The organism is Uliginosibacterium sp. 31-16 (assembly GCF_030730865.1).
GTDB lineage: Bacteria > Pseudomonadota > Gammaproteobacteria > Burkholderiales > Rhodocyclaceae > Uliginosibacterium.
Genome location: NZ_JAVALZ010000002.1, coordinates 23631 through 48683 on the forward strand (window position 1 = coordinate 23631; position 25053 = coordinate 48683).

25 protein-coding genes are annotated in these 25053 nt (G+C 55.4%); 16 read left to right on the plus strand and 9 right to left on the minus strand.

Features of this window, described 5'->3' with window-relative positions; genetic code table 11:
* Positions 1-54 precede the first annotated feature (54 nt).
* The gene (locus Q9Q94_RS07905; protein ID WP_305979523.1) at positions 55-1935 is read left to right on the plus strand and encodes a SurA N-terminal domain-containing protein; all 1881 of its coding nucleotides are present in this window, start codon (positions 55-57) and stop codon (positions 1933-1935) included.
* Between the two features lie 71 nt (positions 1936-2006).
* Here Q9Q94_RS07905 and mnmC read toward each other — a convergent pair whose 3' ends face one another.
* The 8 genes from mnmC to Q9Q94_RS07945 all read right to left on the minus strand — a co-directional run bounded on the left by mnmC (position 2007) and on the right by Q9Q94_RS07945 (position 12041).
* The gene (gene mnmC / locus Q9Q94_RS07910; protein ID WP_305979524.1) at positions 2007-3923 is read right to left on the minus strand and encodes a bifunctional tRNA (5-methylaminomethyl-2-thiouridine)(34)-methyltransferase MnmD/FAD-dependent 5-carboxymethylaminomethyl-2-thiouridine(34) oxidoreductase MnmC; all 1917 of its coding nucleotides are present in this window, start codon (positions 3921-3923) and stop codon (positions 2007-2009) included.
* A 138-nt stretch (positions 3924-4061) separates the two neighbouring features.
* The gene (gene bioD / locus Q9Q94_RS07915; protein WP_305979525.1) at positions 4062-4730 is read right to left on the minus strand and encodes a dethiobiotin synthase; all 669 of its coding nucleotides are present in this window, start codon (positions 4728-4730) and stop codon (positions 4062-4064) included.
* A complete protein-coding gene (locus tag Q9Q94_RS07920; protein WP_305979526.1) occupies positions 4730-5497 on the minus strand; it encodes a methyltransferase domain-containing protein in 768 nt (255 codons plus the stop codon). The genes bioD and Q9Q94_RS07920 overlap by 1 nt, the downstream gene beginning before the upstream one ends.
* A complete protein-coding gene (locus tag Q9Q94_RS07925; protein ID WP_305979527.1) occupies positions 5481-6200 on the minus strand; it encodes an alpha/beta fold hydrolase in 720 nt (239 codons plus the stop codon). The genes Q9Q94_RS07920 and Q9Q94_RS07925 overlap by 17 nt, the downstream gene beginning before the upstream one ends.
* Positions 6197-7381 (minus strand): 8-amino-7-oxononanoate synthase, encoded by a 1185-nt coding sequence (gene bioF / locus Q9Q94_RS07930; RefSeq protein WP_305979528.1) that lies wholly within the window; start codon positions 7379-7381, stop codon positions 6197-6199. The genes Q9Q94_RS07925 and bioF overlap by 4 nt, the downstream gene beginning before the upstream one ends.
* Entirely contained in the window at positions 7326-8330 is a 1005-nt protein-coding gene (locus Q9Q94_RS07935; RefSeq protein ID WP_305979529.1) for an alpha/beta hydrolase, read from the minus strand. The genes bioF and Q9Q94_RS07935 overlap by 56 nt, the downstream gene beginning before the upstream one ends.
* A gap of 111 nt (positions 8331-8441) precedes the next feature.
* Positions 8442-10991 (minus strand): sodium-translocating pyrophosphatase, encoded by a 2550-nt coding sequence (locus tag Q9Q94_RS07940; RefSeq protein ID WP_305979530.1) that lies wholly within the window; start codon positions 10989-10991, stop codon positions 8442-8444.
* A gap of 219 nt (positions 10992-11210) precedes the next feature.
* Positions 11211-12041: a pyruvate, water dikinase regulatory protein gene (locus tag Q9Q94_RS07945; protein ID WP_305979531.1), complete on the minus strand. Its 831-nt coding sequence runs from the start codon at positions 12039-12041 to the stop codon at positions 11211-11213.
* A gap of 130 nt (positions 12042-12171) precedes the next feature.
* Between Q9Q94_RS07945 and ppsA the strand changes: the two genes are divergently transcribed.
* The 8 genes from ppsA to Q9Q94_RS07985 all read left to right on the plus strand — a co-directional run bounded on the left by ppsA (position 12172) and on the right by Q9Q94_RS07985 (position 19988).
* Positions 12172-14556, plus strand: coding sequence for a phosphoenolpyruvate synthase (gene ppsA / locus Q9Q94_RS07950; RefSeq protein ID WP_305979532.1), 2385 nt, complete (start codon positions 12172-12174; stop codon positions 14554-14556).
* 225 nt (positions 14557-14781) lie between these two features.
* Positions 14782-15750, plus strand: a complete 969-nt coding sequence (locus Q9Q94_RS07955) for a M23 family metallopeptidase (RefSeq protein ID WP_305979533.1) — start codon at positions 14782-14784, stop codon at positions 15748-15750.
* Positions 15743-16111, plus strand: coding sequence for a hypothetical protein (locus Q9Q94_RS07960; RefSeq protein WP_305979534.1), 369 nt, complete (start codon positions 15743-15745; stop codon positions 16109-16111). The genes Q9Q94_RS07955 and Q9Q94_RS07960 overlap by 8 nt, the downstream gene beginning before the upstream one ends.
* 20 nt (positions 16112-16131) lie before the next feature.
* On the plus strand, positions 16132-16548 hold the full coding sequence (locus Q9Q94_RS07965) for a polymer-forming cytoskeletal protein (RefSeq protein ID WP_305979535.1): 417 nt from the start codon (positions 16132-16134) through the stop codon (positions 16546-16548).
* Positions 16517-17053, plus strand: a complete 537-nt coding sequence (locus Q9Q94_RS07970; protein ID WP_305979536.1) for an NfeD family protein — start codon at positions 16517-16519, stop codon at positions 17051-17053. Before Q9Q94_RS07965 ends, Q9Q94_RS07970 begins: the two co-directional genes overlap by 32 nt.
* Before the next feature lie 854 nt (positions 17054-17907).
* On the plus strand, positions 17908-18303 hold the full coding sequence (locus tag Q9Q94_RS07975; protein ID WP_305979537.1) for a hypothetical protein: 396 nt from the start codon (positions 17908-17910) through the stop codon (positions 18301-18303).
* Positions 18304-19080: 777 nt separating this feature from the next.
* The gene (locus Q9Q94_RS07980) at positions 19081-19368 is read left to right on the plus strand and encodes a hypothetical protein (RefSeq protein ID WP_305979538.1); all 288 of its coding nucleotides are present in this window, start codon (positions 19081-19083) and stop codon (positions 19366-19368) included.
* A 401-nt stretch (positions 19369-19769) separates the two neighbouring features.
* A complete protein-coding gene (locus Q9Q94_RS07985) occupies positions 19770-19988 on the plus strand; it encodes a hypothetical protein (protein ID WP_305979539.1) in 219 nt (72 codons plus the stop codon).
* 246 nt (positions 19989-20234) lie between these two features.
* Here Q9Q94_RS07985 and Q9Q94_RS07990 read toward each other — a convergent pair whose 3' ends face one another.
* Positions 20235-21224 carry a DNA-binding protein gene (locus tag Q9Q94_RS07990; RefSeq protein WP_305979540.1) on the minus strand — a complete coding sequence of 330 codons (990 nt, stop codon included), beginning with the start codon at positions 21222-21224 and terminating at the stop codon, positions 20235-20237.
* A 286-nt stretch (positions 21225-21510) separates the two neighbouring features.
* Between Q9Q94_RS07990 and cadR the strand changes: the two genes are divergently transcribed.
* The 7 genes from cadR (at position 21511) to Q9Q94_RS08025 (ending at position 24951) form a co-directional block, all read left to right on the plus strand.
* Complete coding sequence (cadR, locus tag Q9Q94_RS07995; protein WP_305979541.1) at positions 21511-21942, plus strand: Cd(II)/Pb(II)-responsive transcriptional regulator; 432 nt, start codon at positions 21511-21513, stop codon at positions 21940-21942.
* Positions 21943-22022: 80 nt separating this feature from the next.
* Positions 22023-22355 (plus strand): YnfA family protein, encoded by a 333-nt coding sequence (locus Q9Q94_RS08000; protein WP_305979542.1) that lies wholly within the window; start codon positions 22023-22025, stop codon positions 22353-22355.
* Positions 22356-22390: 35 nt separating this feature from the next.
* Positions 22391-22738 (plus strand): hypothetical protein, encoded by a 348-nt coding sequence (locus Q9Q94_RS08005; protein ID WP_305979543.1) that lies wholly within the window; start codon positions 22391-22393, stop codon positions 22736-22738.
* A gap of 107 nt (positions 22739-22845) precedes the next feature.
* On the plus strand, positions 22846-23382 hold the full coding sequence (gene lspA / locus Q9Q94_RS08010; RefSeq protein WP_305979544.1) for a signal peptidase II: 537 nt from the start codon (positions 22846-22848) through the stop codon (positions 23380-23382).
* Positions 23379-23852: a hypothetical protein gene (locus tag Q9Q94_RS08015; protein ID WP_305979545.1), complete on the plus strand. Its 474-nt coding sequence runs from the start codon at positions 23379-23381 to the stop codon at positions 23850-23852. Before lspA ends, Q9Q94_RS08015 begins: the two co-directional genes overlap by 4 nt.
* The gene (locus Q9Q94_RS08020) at positions 23849-24298 is read left to right on the plus strand and encodes a disulfide bond formation protein B (protein WP_305979546.1); all 450 of its coding nucleotides are present in this window, start codon (positions 23849-23851) and stop codon (positions 24296-24298) included. Before Q9Q94_RS08015 ends, Q9Q94_RS08020 begins: the two co-directional genes overlap by 4 nt.
* Positions 24295-24951 carry a thioredoxin domain-containing protein gene (locus Q9Q94_RS08025; RefSeq protein ID WP_305979547.1) on the plus strand — a complete coding sequence of 219 codons (657 nt, stop codon included), beginning with the start codon at positions 24295-24297 and terminating at the stop codon, positions 24949-24951. Before Q9Q94_RS08020 ends, Q9Q94_RS08025 begins: the two co-directional genes overlap by 4 nt.
* Positions 24952-25053: the final 102 nt, after the last annotated feature.

Genomic DNA, 25053 nt, shown 5'->3' on the forward strand with positions numbered 1-25053 from the left:
CGAACGTTGGTTCGCCTTTTTCATATATAAAATTTCAAATACTGGTCGCTCATCATGTTTGATGCTGTTCGAAACAATCCGAAATTTGTTCAGATTTTCCTGGTGGTGATCTCGCTTCCCTTTGCCCTTTTCGGCATTGACTCCTATTTCCGCGACAACGGCGCAGGCAAGAATGTCGCCGCCCAAGTCGGTTCAGTCGAAATCGTGAATCAACAGCTGGATCTTGCCATTCGTGAACAGGAGAGTTCGCTGCGCGAACAGATGGGGGCCAATTTTGATCGTGCCGTGCTTGAGTCTCCCGAGTTTCGTAGCAGCGTTCTGGATCGTCTGATCAATGAAGCCGCAGTGAAGACGACAATTCAGCAAAGCAAGATGGTTGTACCTGACGCGATGGTGCAGGACTTCATCAAGGCACGCCCCGAATTTCAGGAAAACGGGCAGTTTTCCCTGCGTTTATATGACGCAATCATTGCCAGCCAGGGCAAGACCCGTGACGGATTTCAGCAGACCGTGCGTGAGAGTATTGCCCAGAATCAGCTGCTGGCTCCAATTGTTCAGTCTGCTGTGACCCCTCTTGCAACGGCTGAACGCTGGATTGCTCTGGATGGTGAGGAACGACGTATCTCCGAGCTGGTTTTTGATGCAAAAAGTCTGGCGGGCTCAGTGACGCTGCCTGCAGATGCAGCCAGGCAGTATTACGAAAAGAATCAAGCGGGTTTTCAGTCGCCCGAACAGGTGAAACTTGAGTATGTCGTTCTCAGCGTTGGCGATGTAAGCAAGCAGGTTCAGGTTAGTGAAGAAGATGCACGCAACTGGTATGCCGAGAACGTCAAAAATCTTGAGCAAAGCGAAGAGCGTCGCGCCAGCCATATCTTGGTGCAGGTCGATGCCAGCGCAAAACCTGAAGAGCGCGCAGCAGCACGCAAGAAAGCAGAAGACATTCTGGCCCGCGTAAAAGCATCGCCTGAAAAATTTGCAGCGATTGCCAAGGAGTCTTCGGATGACAAGGTTTCCGCTGAAAAGGGCGGAGATCTTGGCAAGTTCACCTACCCCTTGATGGTCAAGGAATTCTCTGACGCGGCATACGCGCTGAAAGACAAGGAAATTTCCGGTGTGGTGGAGTCCGAGTTTGGCTATCACATCATCATGCGTACCGATGGTGGCAAGACAAAGAGCTTTGAAGACTTCAAGGCTGAGGCGTTCGAAAATGCCCGTAAACAGGCGGCTAACAAGCGCTTCGCGGATCTGGCAGGCAACTTCGGTGACTTGGTGTATGAGCAGCCTGACTCTCTCAAACCCGCCGCTGAAAAATTTGGACTGAAGCTGGTTCAGACCGACTGGCTGCCGCGCAATGCGCTGTCTACGGGTGTATTGCAGAACCCCAAACTGCAAGCAGCGCTTTTCTCGAGTGATTCGCTGACGAATCGCCGCAACACGGAAGCCATTGACTTGGGAGATGGCACCGTTGCTTCGGCAAGGATCCTTGATTACAAGGCAGCCAGCGTTCGGCCGTTTGAGGAGGTTGCTGCGGTGGCAGAAGCCCAAGCCAAGGCTGAAGAAGCGGCAAAGCTGGCAAGTACCAAGGGTGAGGAGACCCTTGGCAAGCTGAAGGCTGGCGAAGAGCTCAAAGGGATTTCCTGGGGAGCAGGGAAAAGTGTCAAACGCTCAAGCCGCGAGCTTGACCCACGTGCCCGTAAAGCAATTTTTGGTGCCAAGGCTGACAAATTGCCTGTCTACGCAGGACTGGTTCATGATCAGGATTATGTGATCTACCGGATTGATTCGGTCAATATTCCGAAAGCCGATGAAGACGCTGCCCGTATCAAGGAAATTCGCCAGCGCTACGCCATGGCTTTGGGTGAAGAGGATCTTCGCGCTTTCATCAGCGGTGTCCGCACCCGCCTGGGAGTGAAAATCAACGAAGCCAAGAAATAGACTTGGGCATCGAATCAGAAATGGCGCGGGAGTCAGAGCTCTCGCGCCATTTTTCGTTAACGGTCACGCCTTCATTCAGCAGAGAATTTCAGGGTTTTCGGGGGTGAAATGATGAAGCGGGCCGGGTCCATGGATGCGGCCAGATCACGCTCCAGAGGAAGGGGCTCGTTGCACATCTGCGCAGCCAGCAGTTCTCCGCATAGACTTGACCATACCAGCCCACGTGCGCCAAAGCCGGTGAGAACCCACAAGCCGTTTTGCCGAGGCAATGTATCAAGGTTGTAGCCCTCTCCCTTTGTCAGGGCTGGCAACAGCCCAACCACTGGCAAACGATCAAGCGTGACAGGGCGCAGACTGACCCGCCCGCTGAGACCTTCCGCTATCTGGGAGTTACCAAAGCCGGGCAGCATGCGTTCGAGTTTGAGAAGATTCTCCGCATGCTCGTCTTCACGCAAGCTCAGGTCAAAATCATCGACGACAAAACTGGCCCCCAGTGCAGCATGACCGCCAATACCGGGCGTAATGTAGCCTTGACCACAGACTACAACCCCCAGCGGCGCCAGCTGAGCCATCGGCAGATGACTGACTTGACCACGTGCGGCACGCAGGGGAAGCCAATCTGCGTTAGCCAGACGACGTGCATCGTGCGCATTGGCCAGAACCAGTTGTGGTGCACTGGCAATGACTTCCCCTGCGGGATTCAATGCCTGCCAGAGATCTGCTTCACGATGGATACTGGCGACGGCCGCACCTGTGCGCAGATGAACCCGCTCTCCTGCGCGGGCCAGATTTGCAGTGCACAGGCTCGCCGGCTGAATCCAGCCTCCTTGCGGGAACCACCAGCCCCCAAAACTCGCCGTGTGTCCGGCTTGGTGAGTGGCCTGTGCAGCGTCCACCCAGCGCAAAAACTCATCAGGCCACTGCAAGGCTTCGACAACCTGACGCTGCTTCAGCTCCTGATCCTGACTTCGTGCGAGATGCAGCACGCCGCAAGCCTCCCACAGCACTTCATGGTGATCGCCGGTCAAAGCAGCAATGTGACGCAAGCCATATATGAAGCCTGCCCGGGTGATGCGTGACAGTCGATTGTCATCCTTGCTCGGCATGGGGCGGAAAGCGCCTGCCAGATTGCCGGAAGCACCTTGAGCCGCATCTTCCTGCGCCTCCAGGAGCTCTACCTGCATGCCACGGATCGCCAGACGTTCAGCAATTGCGGTTCCCGCCAGGCCGGCTCCAATGACGATTACACGCCGGTCTGTCAATGGATGGGCGCGCGACCGCACTCCGCGATAATGGCCGCGAAGCATTTCACGTTTTCCTGAAAAGCCCTGGGCTTTCTGCACCGCAAAGCCGGCGCTTACGAGTCCCTCGCGCACTGAAGAAGATACCGACCAGGTGGCCAGGCTTGTGTCGGTGTCCGAGAGCGCCGCCAGTGCGCGGAACACGGGAAGAGACCAGAGTTCAGGATTGCGGGCAGGGGAAAAACCATCCAGATAGATTGCGTCCGCGCGCGCGACAGTCTGCCCCAGAAGCTCATGGCCTTCACCGAAAAGCAGTGTCAGAACAACGTGCCCTGCGTCAAATTCCAGGCGATGAAAGCCCGGCAACAATGGGGGCCATGCGGCCCGTAGCTCGGCTGACAAGTCTTCCGGAGCATGAGAAGCCACATGGGCCGTAGCCAAATCGGCCACAGAAAATGGATGTTTTTCGACTGAAATGAAATGCAGGCGTGTGCTGCGCGATGGGTCTGCGCGCCAGGCCGCCCAGGTGGCCAGAAAATTATGACCAAGACCAAACCCGGTTTCGACGATGACAAAAGACTCGCGATTCTGCCAGCGCTGCGGCAAACCGTTGCCACGCAGAAAAACGTGCTCGGCTTGGGCCAGGGCACCGGCCACCGTGTGATAGACGTCGCCATAGGTATCAGACCATGGGGTTCCCTCTGGCGAGAGCTGAAGGCTTGTGGGCTGAAGCGGATTCACTTGCATGGTGGCGGGGTGATGATGGAAGTCAGTTTACAACGGTTGGCTATCACCGGATTCGCGTTGTCCGCTCTGGCGCGTGTGGCATGGCCTGAATACATGCGTGCCTGAAGAGCGGCTTCTGCAGGACCTCTTCAGGCATGCTCATGGCAGAGCGAGGTGGGGCGCGGCTTTCGCGGCATCTCCTGTCGGAATATACGGCAATACCCCCAGGCAGGGAGCGGGCAGTGCATCGTTCAGTGTTTTCAGATTTTCTGCCAGAGATGGCATCGGCACTTGAAGGCAGTTGCCGATCCAGCCCGCCAGCGTCAGTCCGCGGGCGGCGATGGCTTCGACACTCAGTAATGCATGATTGATGCAGCCCAAGCGCATTCCGACGACCAGAATGACCGGCAAACCCAGCCTGGCTGCGAGATCGGCACTGTCAAAATCAGCCCCGAGTGGCACACGAAAGCCTCCGACTCCTTCGACGACCACGCGTTCAGCGCTGGCACGCAGATGAGCAAACCCCTGCAGGAGTGGCGCCAGCTCAATGCTACGGTTTTCTGCCTGTGCGGCCAGATGGGGGGCAATGGCGGCCCGCAGGCACAAGGGATTTATCTCGTCGAGTTCGAAGCCTGTGCTGCTGGCACGTTGCAAGCGCACAGCGTCTTCGTTGCAGAATCTCCCGTCAATCAGATCTGCCCCGGCCGCCACGGGTTTGTAGCCAACCGCCCGCAAACCTTGCGAGCGCCATGCATGAAGCAAGGCACAGCTGGCAAAGGTTTTACCGATTTCGGTATCGGTACCGGTGAGAAAGAAGGCGTGATTCATCAAGAAATACGTGTGGCAGAAAGCATGATCACATCGTAACTGACAGGCAGACCGGCCGCCTCTCTGAAGGATTCATACGTTGAAAGCAGACGCATCCATGCTCGACGCCCCAGCAGGCCTGGACGACGTGATCGCCCCAATTCGTGAGCGCCAAGCGTCCGGATGTCGCGCAGGAGGGCCGCCAGATCAGAAGAGAATGTTTGCTCGCGCGAGCGCTCCAGCGTGATGGCGCGAAAACCGTGAGAGGCCAGCAGTTCGGCGTACAGTTCTGGTGCGTCGAAATCACGTACGTGCGGATGCTCGTCTACGGAGGAGAAAGCACATCGCAGTTCGTGAAGGGTTTCGGGTCCAAGGGTTGCGACCCGCAACAAGCCACCAGGCTTGAGTATACGTGCGGCCTCGGCTATTGCCAGCACCGGACGGGTCCATTGCCATGCAAGACTCGACCAGTAAAGGTCCATGCTGGAGTTCGCCAGTGGCAAGGCTTCAATGTCACCGCATACCGTCAGTGGATTGGCAGACTGAACACACATGGCGTGCGCCGCGTCCAGGGTGAAAATGCGTCCCGCAGCTGCTTGCCGGCGCAAGTGCGTGGCGCCGAAACCCGTACCGCAACCTGCATCGAGGATATTGCCCGCGCACAACACAGGGGTGCGTTCGACCAGGATACGGGCGATCCGCCGTTGTACTTCGGCAACCGTGTCGTAACGTGTAGCCGCGCGCCCGAAGGCTGCACGTATAGCCTGCTTTTCAATCTTGCCGGGCATTGACGAACTCGCGGATCAATGCGGCCAGAGCCACGGGCTGAGCCAGCAGTGGCGCATGCCCGGCTTCTTCGCAAACATGCAGACCCGCACCGGGCAGGCACGCATGCAAGTACTGTGCAGCAGCGAGCGGGGTCACCGCATCATGGCGGCCATGCAGAAATTGCACGGGTAAACCGGGAGGCAGGGCAAGAGTGCGAAGATCTGTTTCGGCCAGGATCTGCAGTCCTGCTTCCAGCTCAGTGACATGATCCTTGATATCCGCCAATGCGCTGCCAAGGTGTGAAACCAATCCGTCGGGCTGCCGATCTCCCAGTAACTGCAACGCCAGAAATCGTTTCTGGATGCGCTCGGGGCTGCGGCGGAGTGTCGTGCGGAAGGCTTCTACCACTTCGCTTTCCAGACCATTTTTCCAGTATTCGTCAGCGACGAAACGCGGTGTCGCACCGATCAAAAATAGTCCTCGGACCTTCTCTGGATGGTGTGCTGCAAGGCTGATGGCAAGCGTGGCGCCGAGTGACCAGCCAAGAATCCAGGCATTGTCAGGCAGGGTTTCCGAGATGTCGGCCGTCCACGACCTCAGATCAGGGCTGGTTGGGCAAACAAAAGGAGCAGTGATCGCCAACTCCGGCAACTCAGCTTGCAGTGTGTCCCATAAGCCTGGGGTGTACCCCCAGCCGTGGAGCAGAACCAGCGCTTGACTCATTCTGCGTCCTGTCCGGGGGCGATTGCACGCAAGGCGGTGCACAGCGCCTGTACGTCGTCCAATGAGTGAGCTGCCGACAGGGATACACGCAATCGTGCAGTCCCCGCCGGCACGCTGGGAGGCCGGATAGCCGGCACCTGAATGCCGCGTGCCTCAAGCTGGCGTGCCACAGTCAAAGCTTGCATGTTGTCGCCAATCAGGATGGGTTGAATGGCCGTACGCGATGAGAGCAGTTGCCAGCGGGTGCCTTCCAGACCTGTGTGCAGCGCCCCGATCAAGGACTGGAGATGCTCGCGGCGCCGGTCTCCGTGCTCGATCAACTGAAGCGCTCGCAGCAATGTCGCAGCCAGCAAGGGTGGGGCGGCTGTTGTAAAGATGTAGGGGCGCGCGGTTTGCATCAACCAGTCGATGACAGTCCGGGTTCCTGCGACAAATGCTCCGGCCACGCCAGCAGCCTTGCCCAAGGTGCCCATCAGGATCAGACGCGCGGATTGAAGCTCGGCTTCCGCCAGAGCTCCGCGCCCCTGTGGGCCGAGTACGCCAAAGCCGTGCGCATCATCGACAAGCAACCACGCATCGTGCAATTCGGCCAGCGCAAGTAATTGCTTTAGCGGCGCAATGTCACCGTCCATGCTGAACACGCTGTCAGTGACGATCAGTTTGCGTTTGGCCGTTGAGGCTGCGAGCTGACTTGCCAGCATGGACATATCGAGGTGGGCATAACGGTGAAGATCAGCCCGGCTGAGGAGGGCGCCGTCGATCAGCGAAGCATGGTTGAGCCTGTCGGCGAAAATGGCATCGCCCCGCCCGAGCAGTGAAGGCATGACGGCGAGATTGGCAAGATAGCCGGTGGAAAAGCTCAGAGCGGCCTCGCAGCCAACGAAATCGGCCAGAGCCTGATCCAGTGCCTCGTGCGCCTCGGTGTGGCCACTGACCAGATGTGATGCGCCAGAGCCCACCCCCCAGCGCATTGCAGCATCCTGTGCGGCAGCGATCAGTTCGGGAGAATTTGCCAGCCCGAGATAATCGTTGCTGGCAAACGCCAGCAACGGCTTGCCATCGTTGAGCGTAGCCGGACTGCAGGGGAGTGCCTGCACACGACGACGACGCAGCAGATCTCTGGCGTCAAGATCGGCTAATTGTTGCTGCAGGGCCAGTTGCGCAGTAGGGGCGCGAGACATCAAGACGTGAACCGGAAAGGGCGTGGGGCGCCATTTTAGGGCATGTCCCTCTTTCGGTCGAATCAGGAGCACTGAGCAGGCCGTGCCTTTGCAGCCAGTCCCGGCAGGCACTCGGCCAGGCTGCGATGGTCTGGGTTTCTGGTGCTCGCAAGGCGAAGCCATGGCCACCATCATCGTATATATGCATCTGTACAGGAACCCCGGCATTACGCAGGGCCAGAAAAAGTGCAGAACTGTTTTCGGCGCTCACGCGCATGTCGTTGCCTGCGGCGACCATGAACGTGGGTGGTGTTTCAGGAGTGACCTGCCGGACCGCCGGAAACGTTGCATAGAGCTGGTTTTTGGCCGCGTCAGGGAAGAACAATTGCTCTTTGCTGGCATGGTTGAAATGCATGTTGCCCGTGTAAGGGCCGTACAGCAGCAGCATGAAATCAGGGCGTGCGCTGCATTGATCTGTCGTATCTTGGTTGGGATAGGATTGTCTGGATAAGGCCGTCCCCGCAGTCGCTGCGAGGTGCCCCCCTGAAGACGAGCCAAGGATGCCGATCTTCGCGGGATCCAGCCCAAGATCCTTGCTGCGCGCCCTTATCAGACGTATGGCTCGTTGCACATCCTGTAACGCGACCAGATGAGGAGCTTCGTGCCCTTCGACGGCCAGACGATACTTGAGCAGGAAGGCGCTGATGCCTTGCCGGCTCAGCCACTCGGCAATTTCGCTCCCCTCCTTGTCGAAAACCAGTTGAGAGTAGGCTCCGCCGGGCAGAACGATTACCGCTGTTCCGTTGGGGTGTGCGGGTAAAAACGGAGTCAGGGTCGGGGTGCTGACTCCCGTGATCGAGAGATCTCCGCCAGGACGCTGACTGGCGGTTTCTGTGAGCTGCAAAGCCTGCTTGCCGGGGGGGCTATCGGGCCAGATCGGGAACGGCGAAAGAGATGAGTTGCTAGGCATGAGTGTGAGTCCGGATGATCGTTGCCAATGTAGCCGATGAGCAAGGATAAGTGGGCGCGTCAACAGAAAAAGCCGGCACATCGGCCGGCTTTTTCATAGAGCTTCAGACCCTTACTTGCTGTCCGAAGAGGCCTCCAGAACTTCAATGCGCATGCCGTAGAAGCTGCGATACACGAAGTACAAATTGACCAGCAGACAAGCGCCTGCCATGACGTAGGTCAGCGTCTGTTGCCCGTGGGCCACCATGCCAACACCCATTTCCACGGCCAGCAGACCGAAGAGGGTGGTGAACTTGATGATCGGGTTCATGGCAACCGATGAGGTGTCCTTGAAAGGATCACCCACGGTGTCACCGATCACGGCTGCAGCGTGCAACTCCGTGCCCTTGGCGCGCAGTTCGGTTTCGACGATCTTCTTGGCGTTATCCCAGGCGCCGCCGGCGTTGGCCATGAACACAGCCTGATACAGGCCGATGATGGCGAGCGACACGAGGTAACCGATGAAGAAGAAAGGCTCAACGAAAGCACAAGCCAGGGTACCGAAGAACACCGCCATGAAAATGTTGAACATGCCTTTTTGCGCGTACTGCGTGCAGATGGCTACAACCTTCTTGCTGTCTTCCAGCGAGGCCTTGGTTGCGCCGGCATCCAGCTTCATGTTCTGCTTGATGAATTCCACGGCACGATAGGCACCGGTCGACACGGCCTGCATGGAAGCACCGGAGAACCAGAAAATCGTTGCACCACCAGAGATCAGACCGAGCAGGAAGGGCGGATAAAGCATCGACAGCTTTTGTACATCACTGACCAGACCGCCTGTCAGCATGAAGATGATGGAGAACACCATCGTTGCCGCACCAACCACGGCCGTGCCGATCAGCACCGGCTTGGCAGTCGCTTTGAAGGTGTTGCCCGCGCCGTCGTTTTCTTCGAGCAGATCTTTGGCTTTGTCGAAGTTCAGGGCAACGCCGAAATCTTTCTTCACTTCTTCTTCGATGCCAGGAATGGCTTCGATCATCGACAGCTCATACACCGACTGGGCATTGTCCGTCACAGGGCCATAGCTATCCACGGCAATGGTTACCGGCCCCATCCCCAGGAAGCCGAAAGCCACCAGACCGAAGGAGAACACGGCGGCCATGGTCGCTCCATGATCCGGGTTGATCACTTGGGCCAGTTCCGCCTGCGACACCAGATAGGCACCGGTCATCAGACCGACAATGATCACGCCCATCCAGAAGGAGGAGAAGTTACCTGCCGTCAGACCCGCCAGAATGTTCAAGCTGGCGCCGCCTTCGCGGGAAGCCGTCACGACTTCCTTCACATGACGCGAGTGGGTGGAGGTGAAGACCTTCACGACTTCGGGGATGATGGCTCCAGCCAGCGTGCCGAAAGTAATGATCAGGGAGAGTTGCCACCACAGATCACCATAAACCTTGCCGGCGATGGCGATGTTGCCGATCAGGGCTTTGGAGACGATGAAGGTCAGGATCAGGGAAACGATCGACGTCACCCATACCAGCGAAGTCAGAGGTGCTTCGAAGTTGAAGCGATCCTTGGCGCCGTAGATGGACTTCATGACGATTTCGTTGCCGATATAGGAAGCGCCAGATGCGATGATCATCATCACGCGCATCACGAAGATCCACACCAGCAACTGCACCTGAACGGCAGCTTCGGGCACAGCCAGCATGATGAAGGTGATCAGGGCAACGCCGGTTACGCCATAGGTTTCGAAACCGTCAGCAGTCGGGCCAACCGAGTCGCCGGCATTGTCGCCCACGCAGTCGGCGATCACGCCAGGATTGCGTGCATCATCTTCCTTGATACCGAAGACGATCTTCATCAGATCAGAGCCGATATCGGCGATCTTGGTGAAGATGCCGCCTGCGATACGCAGGGCTGCAGCACCCAGGGATTCGCCGATGGCGAAGCCGATGAAGCACTTGCCAGCCAAGCTTTCCGGAATGAACAGCAGGATGCACAGCATGATCAGAAGTTCGGTCGAAATCAGCAGCATGCCGATCGAAATGCCCGACTTCATCGGAATCGCATACACAGGGAAAGCTTTGCCCTCAAGCGAAGCAAACGCCGTGCGGCTGTTGGCCAGGGTGTTGATGCGGATACCGAACCAGGCTACGCCGTAAGAGCCGGCGATACCGACCAGCGAGAACGCCAGGATCAGCGCGACTTCACTTGCGGGAAGGCCTGCGCCGCCTTGGGCATTTTGTGCCACAAAACCGAAATAAACCACGATGACTGCAGCAATAAAGGCTTCCAGCACCAGCAGGAACTTGCCTTGCGTGAGCATGTAGGTCTTGCAGGTTTCGTAGATCAGTTCACTGACTTCTGCCATTGAACGATGCACGGGCATTTTCTTTACTTGTGCATAGATGACCGCGCCAAAGGCGAGACCCAGTACGCAGATGATGAGGCCATAACTGAGAAGGGTACTGCCCGTCAGTCCACCAAAAAACGTGGCCAGCGCCGGGTCGTTCAGGTTGGGCAGAACGAGATTCGCTTCTCCGCCATTTGCAAGGCTGGGAAGAGATACTGTGCCGAGTGCCAACGTCAAAAGACATTGCAAACGACGGACAAAGCCCTTGCTTCCAGGCGCAAACAACGATGCGCCGGCACTGCGGGCCATACTTGCAAATGACATAACCGCCTCCTGATAGATGCTTCGTTCAACAAAAACCATGCGTTCTACTTGTTATCCGGCGTAGTCCAAAAAATAAGTCAACGTTCCGGGAAATCGCATTGTTCTTACGCATCTGCCTATAAGGGTTGACGGGGCTCAAACTCCTGTCATGAGTGCGGTGCACAAAAGAAGAAGGGCGCCCCAAAACAACAGAGCACCCTCGAAGGAATGTAGTCAGGCTTAATAGCCGGTGTAAGGAATGCGGATTTCCTGCAGGATTTTCGCGGAGATTTCTTCAATGGAACGTGCTGTGGACTCAATGAAAGGAATCCCCTCACGGCGCATCAAACGCTGAGCCGCATCAATTTCGTATCGACAATTGTCGATTGCCGCATATTTGCTGTTCGGGCGCCGCTCCTGGCGAATCTGGGAAAGCCGTTCCGGGGTGATGGTCAAGCCATGCAGCTTGCTGCGGTGGGGGATCAGGTCTGCGGGCAATCTGTTGCGTTCAAAGTCCTCCGGGATCAACGGATAATTGGCGGCTTTGACACCAAATTGCAGAGCAAGATAGAGACTGGTCGGAGTCTTTCCTGATCGTGACACTCCCACCAGAATGACATCGCTTTCTTCAAGTTTTGCGTTGCTCTGGCCATCGTCGTGTGCAAGCGTAAAGTTGATCGCTTCAATCCGTGATTTGTAGTCTTCGCTTTCAGCCATCCCATGAAAGCGTCCGACCGTATGTGTGGATTTGACGCTTAGTTCTGCTTCCAGCGGTCCGATGAACTGCTCAAACAAATCCAGAAATTGTGCATCAGCCTGACGTAGCTCTGAAACGATCACGCCATTAACCAGGGTGCTGATCACAATAGGTCTGCAACCATCCCGCTTTGCCGCTTCCCGTATCTGAAGGACGCAGTCCTGTGCCTTTTCGATGGTTTCAATAAAGGGGAGGCGTACCTGACGAAAACGACAGTCGGGAAACTGTGCAAGCAGACTGTGACCAAGCGTTTCAGCCGTTATTCCCGTTCCGTCCGAGATAAAAAACACCGTTCTCAATGGAGCTTTTTGCATGAATAAATCCATTTCTAACAAACACTTGTCTGCGTGATTGGTCGTACGGGTTGTTTCTGATGCGGCGCAACATATTGCTCTATAGAATGACTCGCAAAACACCAACAATCAACCACAGAGAGATAGTTCCATGAGCCAATATGTGATCCCTTTCGATGCTTTGCGCATGACCGATGTGGCAAACGTTGGGGGAAAAAATGCTTCTTTGGGCGAGATGATCAGCCAATTGCAGGGTGCTGGCGTACGTGTTCCAGGAGGGTTTGCTACAACCGCGGATGCTTACCGGGATTTTCTGGCCCATCAAGGGCTCGCCCAGCGGATCAATGCCGAACTTTCTTTGCTGGACATCAATGATGTAACCAGACTTGTCAGCGTTGGCGCCCAGATTCGTCGGTGGATTATTGAAACTCCGCTTCCGGCAGCCCTTGAGGCGGCAATCCGCGCTCACTACGAGCCGCTGGCTGCAGAAGGGGATGGCAGCTTTGCCGTTAGGTCCTCTGCAACAGCGGAGGATTTGCCTGATGCGTCTTTTGCCGGGCAGCAGGAAACCTTTCTCAATATCCGTGGTTTCGACAATTTGCTGCATGCAATACGAGAAGTGTTTGCGTCGCTATATAACGACCGCGCAATAGCCTATCGGGTGCATAAAGGCTTTACACATGCTGATGTCGCGTTGTCAGTAGGCATTCAACGCATGGTTCGCTCTGACAAGAGTACGTCGGGGGTGATGTTTACGCTGGATACAGAGTCCGGATTCAAGAATGTTGTTTTCATAACGTCGTCTTATGGGCTGGGTGAGACAATTGTTCAAGGGGCGGTCAATCCCGATGAGTTCTTTGTTCACAAAGCCATGCTCGCTGAGGGTAAAAATGCGGTGATCAGGCGTAATCTCGGCTCGAAACTGATAAAAATGGTTTTCTCCGAGTCTACGAATGCCGGACGCTCGACACGCATGGAAGAAGTCTCCGAGGCAGAACGTCACCAGTTTTCAATCACTGACTCAGATGTTCTTGAACTCGCGAAATACGCGTGCATCATCGAGAAGCATTATGGCCGAGCCATGGATATCGAATGGGGCCGGGATGGACATGACGGAAAACTCTATATCCTGCAAGCTCGACCCGAGACCGTGAAGTCGCAATGCGAACATAGCCTTGTTGTAGAGAAATACCGTCTCAAGCAGCACGGGCGCATGCTTGCATCGGGAAGAGCTATCGGTCAAAAAATCGGACAGGGACCGGTTCGTATTATCAGTAATGCCTCTGAGATGCATCGGGTGCAAGAGGGAGATGTTCTGGTTACAGACATGACAGACCCAAATTGGGAGCCTGTCATGAAACGGGCTTCTGCCATCGTCACCAACCGCGGTGGTCGTACTTGCCATGCGGCAATCATTGCCCGCGAGCTGGGTATTCCGGCAATAGTTGGCTGCGGAGATGCAACGGACGTTTTGCTGGAAGGGGACTCTGTAACGGCGTCCTGTTCCGAGGGCGATACCGGCTATGTTTATCGGGGACGTCTGGAGTACGAAATCGTTACGACTGACATGGGGAATCTGCCCGATATTCCGGTAAAAATCATGATGAACGTCGGTAATCCGGAGCTGGCTTTTGAGTTTGCTCAGATTCCTAACGCGGGGGTTGGACTGGCGCGATTGGAGTTTGTAATCAATAACATGATCGGGGTTCACCCCAAGGCACTGCTGGAAGTCGACCAGTTGCCGGCCAGCATGCGCGAAGAGGTTCTCCGAAAATCCCGTGGCTATGCCACTCCACGCACTTTCTTCATAGATCGGCTAGCTGAGGGTGTAGCCACCATTGCGGCTTCATTCTGGCCGAAGCCAGTCATTGTTCGGCTTTCTGATTTCAAATCAAACGAATACAGAAAGCTCCTCGGGGGGGATATTTACGAACCGGAGGAAGAGAATCCCATGATTGGGTTTCGTGGGGCTTCCCGCTATATCGCGCACAGCTTCCGCGATTGCTTTGAGCTGGAGTGTCTGGCAATGAAGAAGGTACGAAACGAGATGGGGCTGACCAACGTACAGTTGATGGTTCCTTTTGTGCGTACCGTGGAGGAAGCGCGTGAAGTAGTGCGATTGCTTGACGAAAGTGGCCTGAGACGTGGCGTTGATAATCTGAAGCTCATCATGATGTGCGAGATCCCGTCCAATGCGTTGCTGGCGGAACAATTTTTGCAGTATTTTGATGGCTTCTCGATTGGATCCAATGATCTGACCCAGCTGACGCTGGGCCTTGATAGAGACTCAGGACTTGTAGCGCATGCTTTTGATGAGAGAGATCCTGCGGTCAAGGTCTTGTTGTCCGCAGCAATTTCTACGTGCAACCGCCTGGGGAAGTATGTAGGAATTTGTGGGCAAGGCCCTTCGGACCATGCCGATTTTGCAGAGTGGTTGATGGATGAAGGGATTCAAACCATCTCACTGAACCCCGATACCGTGGTTGATACATGGTTGAAATTGGCCCGGCATCTTACCAAGCCTCCCCTGAACTGACCCCTTTTCTCTTCATCAGGACTTCCATTGGGAAGCTCGCGCTTGCCGAAAGTCGCTCTTGAGGTGTTACTATCCGCCAACATGCCTATATTAGTTTAAGCTGATTCGCAAGGATCTATCTTGCTTTTTGGTTTAAATTTACGATTTGGCATAACCGGATAAGTGGGCACGATTGCGTGTACCTGATTTAGTTACACGTAGTAGTGCCAACCACGAGGAGACCCGATGGCCTTCATTCTGCATACAACCCGCTCGATTTCGCGATCAGGTGTGCGCATGCTTTCATTGCGTCAGTTGATATTGGCGGGTATCTCAGGGGGCATCCTGCTGGTATTACTGGCTTTTGGGGCTGGCGTTATTGCTGGCCAATATCTGAAGGCAGGGCAGGGAAGCGACTTGCCAGTAACGCATGCAGATCCAGCAAAAGAACGGTTCACTTTTGACCGTCTTGGTGAAATGGCCGGTCGCTTGGTCAAGCTCGAAACTGACGCACGGTCACTGGTCAAGAAATTAAGCGCGCTTGAAGCACTCGAAAGCCAGCTTGGCAAGCTTAATGCTGGCAAACCCGTTACGGCAGGCAGCCCAGTCGTTTCCTCTCCATCTCTTTCAGGCGCGGCAGGAGGGCGAGTATTGGCGCCTCAAGGATGTTCCTCTGACGAAATCAAGAATGGTAGCGTTGAGGGGCAGAAAATCGATAGCACCGAAAAATCTCTTGTTTGTCTCCAGGAACTATTGGGTCGGGTAGAGGCCGCCGCATCTCGACGCAGCGTTGCATATATGGCGATCCCAACGCAACAGCCGGTTGACGCCACCAGAATCGGTTCGCCGTTCGGCAATCGTGCAGATCCCTTCAACGGTCATTTGGCGTTTCATTCAGGCATAGATTTCGACGCATCTACCGGGACACCAATTCGCTCTGCTGGGGGAGGGCGCGTAAAAACCGCTGCCTGGGTTTCGGACTTGGGTTTTGTTGTAGAAATTGAGCATGGAAATGGCTTGATGACAAGATATGCTCACACGTCAAAAATGTATGTCAAGGCTGGTGATATCGTTACGCCGGGCCAACTAATCGCAGCAGTTGGATCGACTGGACGTTCAACTGGCCCGCACCTTCACTTCGAGATATTGCACAACGGACGTTTTGTTGATCCGATGCACTATCTGAGTATCGGAGCTTTGCAACCCAATGCGTAAGAACAGCCAGTCGTCGATTACCAAAACTCTTTCTGGCGCTTCGTATTCATTGGTCGTCTCGGACAAGCGTCGGAAATTATGGATTATCCCCTTGTTGGCACTAATTCTATCTGGTGCCGTTTACGCTTTTTTGCCCAGTCAGGCCTCCCCAGAGCTGTCCTTGCGCACCACCATCGAAAATCTCAAGCAGGAGAACCTGCGCTTGACTCAGGAGTTGAAGCAGCAGGGCATGAGCTTTCAGCATGAGCAAGCGACCCGTGAGTCGGTGGAGCGTCAGCTTGCCATGCAAGGCGAGGAGCTCAAGAAAGCACGTAAGGATTTATCTTTTTATCGTGAGAATGCCGCTCGTCAAGGGCAATGAAGATTTTTGGAGACAAGCAAATGTTTGGCAAGAAAAAAGATTCGCAGATTGAACTCACCAAGCTTTCCAGTCTGATTGCAAACAATATGGAAGTGAGCGGTGATGTGCATTTTTTGGATGGCTTGCGTGTGGATGGCCATATCAAAGGCAGCGTTCTTTCTAAGTCTGGAACAAAAAGTCTTCTTGTCCTCAGCGATCAAGGCAGTATCTCTGGAAATGTCAGCACCTATGATGCCGTGATCAACGGGCACATTGTCGGGGATCTCGAAGTGGCACACTTTTTGGAACTGCAAGCAAGTGCAAGGGTTACGGGAAATATCAGCTATTACCAATTGAGAATGGATTGTGGTGCGACAGTGGATGGAAAGCTGACTCGACTTGGTGATTCGGGAGAGCACTCAAACGTTGTTGAACTTGCTGCAACAGGCAGCAAGTAGCTCACCTTGGGTCTTAAGTATGCAGTGGTGGCATTGGTTGGTAATCGGTCTTTTTCTGTGTCTCAGCGAGTTGGTGGTGCCTGCCTTTGTGTTGGTATGGCTTGGGCTTGCCGCTCTCTTGCTTGGACTTTTACTGTTGCTTGTGCCGTTGTCCTTGACAGCACAGTTGCTTGTTTGGATCGTTTTATCTACAGCACTGGTTTTTTTGTGGTTGCGTATTTTTCGCGACAAAGACCAAAGCATGCGCATTGGAATCTCTGATGCAGCCATCGGTGAAGTCGGTTTGCTGGTACGAGACGTAATGCCTTTTGCTCCTGGCGAGATTCTTTTCCAGCGTCCGCTTATGGGTTCTGATCGCTGGATGTGTATAGCTGATGCAAAGTTAAATGCAGGCAGCCGGGCGCGTGTGGTTCGTGTGGAAGGCAATGCATTAAAGGTCGAGAGCGAGTTCAAACCCTTTCGGGAGCCCGACTCAGCCTCAGCAGTAGTCCGCACTGAATCTTGAACTGTTCTCTTTTTCTAAGCGACTGATTCCTAAGCCCCGATTTCAAAGCGAGCATGTTTCAGTGCATGAGCACGATCGGTTCTGCACGCTTTTAGATTCATGTCGGTACTGAAAAGTAAACTTTGTGCGCAAGCTAAACAAGGGCTCTGCACTAAAAATGTACTTTGTCAGCAGAGCCGAACCTACTAAGACAAAAAACTAGCAGCGAGAGTTACGCATATGAACTCTCACGGAAAGCTATAGGCAGGCTAAAAGTTCAACTGCGCAAAGTACGTCTGCGGAGCGTGCATTAGCGTTTGAGCCCCTCTCTTGCTTGCGAGACGACGCTGCAATGCATCAACAAAAACGGCACGAGGGGTAATCAGAAGCCGAAGATGCTAGGACGTATCTATGACAGCAGCTCGACGAGCTTCGTCTGTTGTCTTTATGGGGCTAAGTTGATAGCCATTTCGCCTCGAAAGTTTCCCGCCTCTCGACGCTTTTTTGATTTTCATCCAAAAAATATTAAAAGGCAAAATTGGCATCTACGCCTAGCTTCACGTCACGACGACAAACACGGTACGGTGCAGTTTGTGTTCGCCATTCCGAAGTCTGTAAGGTCGTGAGAGTTCATATGCGTAGGAGCTACTCAAGCTGCGAGAGTTAATTCCGCGCCCTCAACGTTTCAAGTGCCCCCACGCCCGGGACATCAGATAGTTACGCAGCTGGTAGGGCTCTCGAAAATTCCGGTTTCAGATGACGCATCATCTGAAATCAAAAAAAGCCCCAAAGAATAAATTCACGCGCGTTTAGCTGTGGTTTTTTTGTTTTTTGAATGACGCATCATCTACACTCGCGACTTGGAGGAATTGGTCATGGCTGACTGGATCTTTGATGCGCTGTACCTGCTGGCCGCTGCATCGGTCGCGTTTTGGGGCTGGAAGCGCAAGGAAAAGCCGCTTTGGCCGGTTGCGCTGGTGGCTATTTTCTCGATCGCCATGATTGAATTGGCGGGGGCTTTGTTTGGTGCTGGCGGCGGCGTATCGTTGGCAATGGTCACGTTGGTGTTCTTGGTGCCATGGGCTCTTTTCCATTTTTCGATTCTGTGGCTCGTCTGGTTTTTTGTCGGGCTGGTGGTCAAGCAATTGCGCCGGGTCGTGGCGCCGGAAAACGTGCAGCGGCTTGCGGCCGCCAGGTGGGCGGCCCCGGTGGTTTTTGTCGTGGCGCGATATTTCATGCCATGGTGGGCTCAAACGGTGTTTTGGGCGTAATGTCTGGTCGCGCCGTTGCCGGCGTGGCTGTGGGCGCGGCGAACAGATCGCCTTGCTCTGGTTCGTGTGCAAGGTCTGGAAACAGGCCGCAGTGAGTAAGTGAATCAAGCGCGGTACTTAGGTCGGCATCGGTGACGGTGCAAGTGAGTACCTCGGGTGGCATGTTGCGACTGTCGGTGCGTCTCTGGATTTTCCAAGGCACATTCCAGTAGCGGCAGTAGTACCCGAATCGTGGGGATTCGGGCTCGATCTTCGGTACGGCGCGAAGCCATGCAACCAGCAGGCCAAGCGTTATAGCCGGGAACTCTGGAAACAAAACCATTTTTGAGGGGGAAAAGTCATGCAGTCTATCCGCACAATCAACCATAATTTTTATTATGTCAAGTTGCGTAAGGCGCTATCGAAGATCAAGGCGGCCCTGCGCGAGATACTGGCCAAGCTTCGACAACCTGCCCTCATCCTTGGGGTTTGAGAGCCAGCGACAGTACAAACGCAAACCCTCAAAATCGACGCCTGCAGCCTGCAGGCGTTTTTTTTCGCCCTGGACACGGCGATACCACATGCGCCGCTGACGAGGCCACCTAGACGCCCTGAGTCGCCAGTAATACCCACGAAGACGCCAGCAGCTCGCAAACTCAGCGTGAGCCAGCCGCCACGCCCTATCCAGCATGGATTGAGGCAGCACCGTCACCAGTCACGCGCCCTGTCATGCTCCAGACGCCATAAAGCGCGCTCTACAGCCACGGATCGGGACAACGACGCGTCACGGTCCAATTCATGAGCCACAAGACGCTCAGCCTGTTCTACGTCGCCCAGCAAGGCGACCGTCAAGGCACGAAAATCAGAGGACGTGTCCGGCGACGGCAAACCCGAAGGCAAAACGGCGGGCGAAGATCTTCGAGAGAGCCAAACGGCAAGAAGGATCAGAAAAAGACCGAGGGCTACAGCAAACCACGCCAAGACGAGATCCACGACCCACCCCCAAACGGAGAAAAACCGGAGTTTAAAGACCCTGACACCAACCGGGAAGCCCCACGGGATGGGCACGCGGGGCTGATTGGTTGAGTTGTGTCCTTAGTATTAATCTAGGGCCGGCTTCGCCGTCCTGCCGGCCGCTGGCGCGGCCACGCGCTACGGGCAAGCCTTGCGCGTGTCGCGCCAGATAAGGCACTGGGTGTGCGATAGAGGGGTATGACCGGGATGAAGCCGGAATTCCACCATACACCACCCTAAGTATCTGATTTGTTGAGCGTGGTTTGGGCTGTGGTGTTGCTGCGATGAATAGAAAACCGAGGCTCGCGAGTCGCCACTGCGTGGCGACTTGGTGATCTTGACCCATCGCAAACCCGCCCTCTTGTCCGGGTTCTTGCGCCCTAAATTGCTGCCTATGCTGGCCAACGGCTGTAGTCCACACAGGCGCTTCGTCTGTAACGACCCAGCTCACGCCACATACATCGGAGGAGCAAATGCCCAAATTCATCTTGAACCAGAAGCAGCAGCCGAATGGTGACAACGAAGTCCACAACAAAACGACCAGTTGCAATTACATGCCGGCTTTGGAAAACCAGATCGATCTCGGAGAACATCCGAGCTGTGCCGGCGCCGTGGCACTCGCCAAGGCCAAGTACGGGAATGCGCGGATCAATGGCTGCAAGTACTGCTGCCCTGCTTGTCACACCACCTGAACCAGACACTAAGGGAGATCACCGACGATCTTGAGTCGTCGCCTGCCCTGGCTTTCGCGGCGGCGCTTCAGCGCAGTGGCCTTTTGCGCTGAGGTGGCCGTTCGGCCGATGGCGAGGGACCTCGCTGCCGGCGAACCTGTGGTGTGATCGGGGTGAAGCAAAAATTAGGACTTTAAATCCGTAACCATCTGTTTTTATTTATGTTGTTACTTAGCTCTGGTTACGCATATGAACTCTCATGCAACGTCACGACTCGTTCTTGAATTGCTGTAACTCGGCCAATTGCGTGCGCAACCCGGCAAGTAAAGTGTCCTGTCCGTCTCGAATGGCCAGAAGCTGAGCTCGCTCGATGTCCAGCTGCCGCAATTGCTCATCACGCTGTCCCAGCGCCTCGTGAAGCTGTTGCTTGGCAGTAGCGGCCTGGTCAGCGCGCTCTGTCAGCGTGGCTACGGCATGTTCACGCTCTGAAATAGCCTGACGAAGTTCGTCCGTTAGCTTCTCAGCTCGATGCAACTGGTTTTCGGCTTGATGCAGAGATTTTGTGGCTGCGGCCAGTTCGGCTGTGGTTTTGGCTAGTTCGCCGTAGAGCTTTGTGATTTCGCCCTGCTTCGCCGACAGTGATTGATTGTTCGCCCGAAGTTCGGCCTGAATTTGCTGAACCTGTTGTTCGTGGCGCCGCTGATCCTGATCGCGCTGCTCTTTGATGGATTCCCGGTAGTGCTCCAAGGCTGTGCGAGCATGTTGGTGCTTCTCTTCGAGGGATTGCCTGTGTGCTTCGTTGTCGCGCAGGCGCTCCGCCATGTCTTGGACTTGCTGCGTCAGCCTTTCGCCTTCCATGCGCGCGGCAGTCAACAGCTGGCCAGACTTCGCGTGGGCTTCGCGCTCATCGGCAAGTAACTGGGCGGTTTTCGCCAATCGAGCCTTTGTGGCGCCAAGTTCTTGCTGGAGTTTTTCTATCTCGCTCGCTTGTTGCTGACGCTGACCATCCCATGTTGCACGAGCCTCGGCGATACGGGCATCCGCTTCCTCGTTCAGCCGTGCTGACAGCCTTCCCACGAGATCTTGCAGGGCTTCGCTAATCGCGATTCCTCCGCCGACGCCGCCCCCTTCCTCCTCTTCCAGCTCCTTCAGGTATCGATGGATGGTGGTTTTGGAGCCTGTTCCCAGCTCAGCCCGTACTGCATCGATTGAGGGGTATTTCCCTTGAACGATCAGTGCGTCACGCGCTTTCTTCACCTCTGACTTGTATAGCCCGCTTCTAGCCATTGCACTGATCCCTTGCTGTTTATTTCGTACTATATACGTACCATGCTAGTACATACTAACAAGGAGTCAAGACAAGTCTAAATCATGGGTAAATATAAAGATCGATAATAGGGAGTTATCACGCGTAATATCTCATTTGTTTCGCAAAAAGTCATTTTGCAGTACGCGACATCTCATCTCAGTTAGGTGAGTCGTTGCTAGGGACATAGGTACAACCTGAAGTTACTATAGAGAAAAGTGTTCTCTGGAGATCGGTATGAAAATCGGCAAACTGGCGCAGCTTGCGCAATGCACGGTCGAGACCGTGCGCTACTACGAGCGAGAAGGCTTGCTGGCTGCACCCGCACGCACGGCGGGCAATTTTCGGCTGTATGGAGCTGCGCACATCGAACGCCTGCGCTTTATCCGCAATTGCCGAGCGCTGGACATGAGCCACGATGAAATCCGCAACCTGCTGGCGCTGGCAGACCGGCCTGCTGAGGGATGCGGTGCGGTCAATGCCGTATTTGACCAGCACATCGTCCATGTGGATGAGCGTATTCGCGAGTTGGCGCAGCTCAAGGAACAGCTCAGCGCCTTGCGCCAGCGTTGCGCAGGAGAGCAAGCCGTTGATACCTGTGGCATCTTGCAGGGCCTGGCTGCAATGGAGACAGAGGCCCGGCATGAGCGGCATACACATCTAGGCTGAGTAACGTGTTGTGCTGTGTTGCTGCAAATCATTGACGTTCATTCAGCGGCCGCCCGCTGACCAGCCAAAGCATTCTCACCATGACAACACTACAAACTTTCGCGCTTTATGCTCTGACCGCCGTTGCCGAAATTTTCGGCTGCTATCTGCCCTACCTGTGGCTCAAGAAATCAGTGTCAGCATGGTGGCTGTTTCCCGCTGCAGCCTGCTTGGCCCTGTTCGCCTGGCTGCTGACCCTGCACCCTCACCCTGCTGGACGCGTTTATGCCGCCTATGGTGGCGTATATGTGGTGGTGTCCCTGATATGGCTGTGGCGGGTCGACGGCATCGTGCCGGATCGCTGGGATTTAGCGGGCTGCGCCTTGGTTCTGGTCGGTGCGGGGTTAATTTATTTCGCGCCGCGCGCAAGTTGATGCGTGTCAGATTTTTCTGTTAGGCTCCGCCCCCGATGAAGCGCTTTCTGCTGATCCTCTTCGTGATGTTGTTGCCGCTCCAGTCCGTCTGGGCGGCAGTGGATATCTATTGTCAGTCCGAGGTGACAAGCAATGGCGCGCACTGCGCCGACGACTGTCTGCTGAAGCAAGCGTCGGATTCATCCAGTCCTGATGGCAAGAACTCCGTCTCTCACGACGGAGATTGCTCGCCCTGCCATGCCGGCCACTCCTTGGCATTGTCCGGCTTGTATGTGCTGGGCTTTGCGACAGCAGACCTACCGCCCATCGCGTTCGCGCACTTCCCCAGCCTCCTTTCTCCTACCGCGCGGCCTGAACGGCCTAACTGGTACGCGCTCGCCTGAGCGGGCGCGCGGACAATTCCCGTAGCGCCCATTTGAAAAGGCAGCTTCCAGCATGGTGCTGGAAGATCTGCATTCATCTGCACGCCATTCGCGTGCAAGGGGTGGGAATGAACCGTAAAGAAAATCTGATACAGGCGTTTGCGGCCATGCCGCGCACGACATGGCCGTGGTTTGTGCTGGCGGCGGCGATATTGGTGGCCGACCAGGGCAGCAAGGCATGGGTCTCATCCGGCCTGTTGCTGGGCGACCGCATCGCGCTGACCGAGTTCTTCAATCTCGTTCATGTACTCAACACCGGAGCGGCGTTCAGCTTTCTTGCCGATGCAGGAGGCTGGCAACGCTATGCGTTTTCGGTGCTGGGCATCGCGGTGAGCGTCTGGATGGCGCGTGAGATCCGGCAAGGTCAAACGAGTCGCATGGAATGTTTCGCTTACGCCATGATCATTGGCGGAGCGCTGGGCAATGTCGTGGATCGTGTTTTTCGTGGCGCGGTGACGGATTTTCTCGACTTTCACTGGCAAGGCATGCACTGGCCCGCGTTCAACTTTGCCGACATTGCGATCAACATCGGCGTGCTGGCGATGCTGCTGGGGATCTGGCGCCAGAGCCGGTTTGGACAAGACCGTGGCGGGGAGGCTGCATGAGCAGACAACTTTCCTGGTTTTTCGTCAGCCTTTGCCTGTTGGCCAGCATGCCACTGAGCGCGGCACGTGACGTGCTTGAGGAGCCGGTGTCCTTACGTGCGGAAGCTGATCTGATCAAGGCCGTCGCGCTGACCTTGCAGCATGCCATCACCACTTCGGAGCAGTTTCAGGGGCGCAGCCCGGCACTGCGGAAGTTTGCAGACAAAGAGCTCAAGAAAAGTCGTTCGCGCCTGCAGCAATTAGGCAAACGTATCCCCGAGCAAGTCCCGCCGGTACGTCAGCTGGCCATTGCTCCGGATAACGAGCAAAGCTACGTGCGCGCGATGTTGCGCAACCATGCGCGGCTAGTTGAGCTGATTGAGCACGGCCTCGGTCTGCCACTCTCTGCAGATATCAAGCACGCCATGGAAGCGCTGTCATCCAACGCGATTGCCGAGCGCGCCTTCCTGAACAAAATGGAGCAATCATGAGCACTGCCGATGAGGTGGAACCCATCTCCAAACCCTTTCACTGGAACCTGCTGTTCGCTGCCTGGCTGATGGCCAGTGTGGCAACCCTGGGCGCCCTGTTTTTCAGCGAAGTGATGCAGCGAACACCCTGTGTGCTGTGCTGGTATCAACGCATCTTCATGTTCCCGCTGGTTTTTGTTCTCGGTGTCGGCCTGCTGCCATTTGACCCACGCAGCGTGCGGTATGCCTTGCCGCTCGCTGTCACCGGCTGGGGCTTCGCGCTTTATCACTGCCTGCTCTACATCGGCTTTATCCCCAAGAGTTTGCAGCCCTGCACGCAAGGTCTCTCGTGTGCTGACGTGAAACTGGAGCTGTTCAGTTTCGTCACTATTCCTTTGTTATCCCTCTTCGCTTTTACTCTCATCATTGCGCTGCTGTGGGCAGTGCGGAAAGGCATCAAAAAATGAAACAGCCTCTTATCGTCGCAGGTGCGGCAGTAGCCCTGGTCGTCGCGTTTATCGCGGGCGCTTATGTCTACACCTCTCGTCAGAATTCTGAAGTCACACAGGCGGTGCAATCAGTCGACTCGCCTTTCAAACGAGCAAACTCCCCTTCAATGGGGACCCCTGCTGCAAAGGTCGAGATCACGGAGTTCTTCGACCCCGCCTGCGAAGCCTGCCGGGCCTTTTATCCCGAAGTGAAAAAGCTGATCGTTCAGCACGCTGGCAAGGTGCGTTTAACCTTGCGTTACGCGGCCTTTCATGACGGCTCCGACTACGTGGTCAAGATCCTTGAAGCGGCCCGTCTGCAAGGTCAGGATGTCTACCAGAAAGCGCTGGAAGCGACACTCGACGCGCAGCCGGTGTGGGCGGAGCATGGGCGCCCGCAGCCGCAAAAAGTGTGGGGCGTCCTCGCGGCTACAGGTCTGGACATTGAACGTGCGCGACGCGACATGGAGCGCCCGGAAATTGTCGCGCGACTGCAGCAAGACGCCGCAGACATCGCGGCACTCAACGTGCGCCAGACGCCCACTTTCTTCATCAACGGCAAACCATTGCGCAATTTTGGTCAGGAGGGCTTGAGATCTCAGCTACGCGAAGAAATTGGCGCGGCCTATTAGTGGCGCGTTATGTGCGTAACAAAAGCTTATTAGGATGCGATCCTAGACCTCTTGTCCGATTTTTTTAACAAAGACAGGGTTGACTCTGTAGCAGCTTCAGGG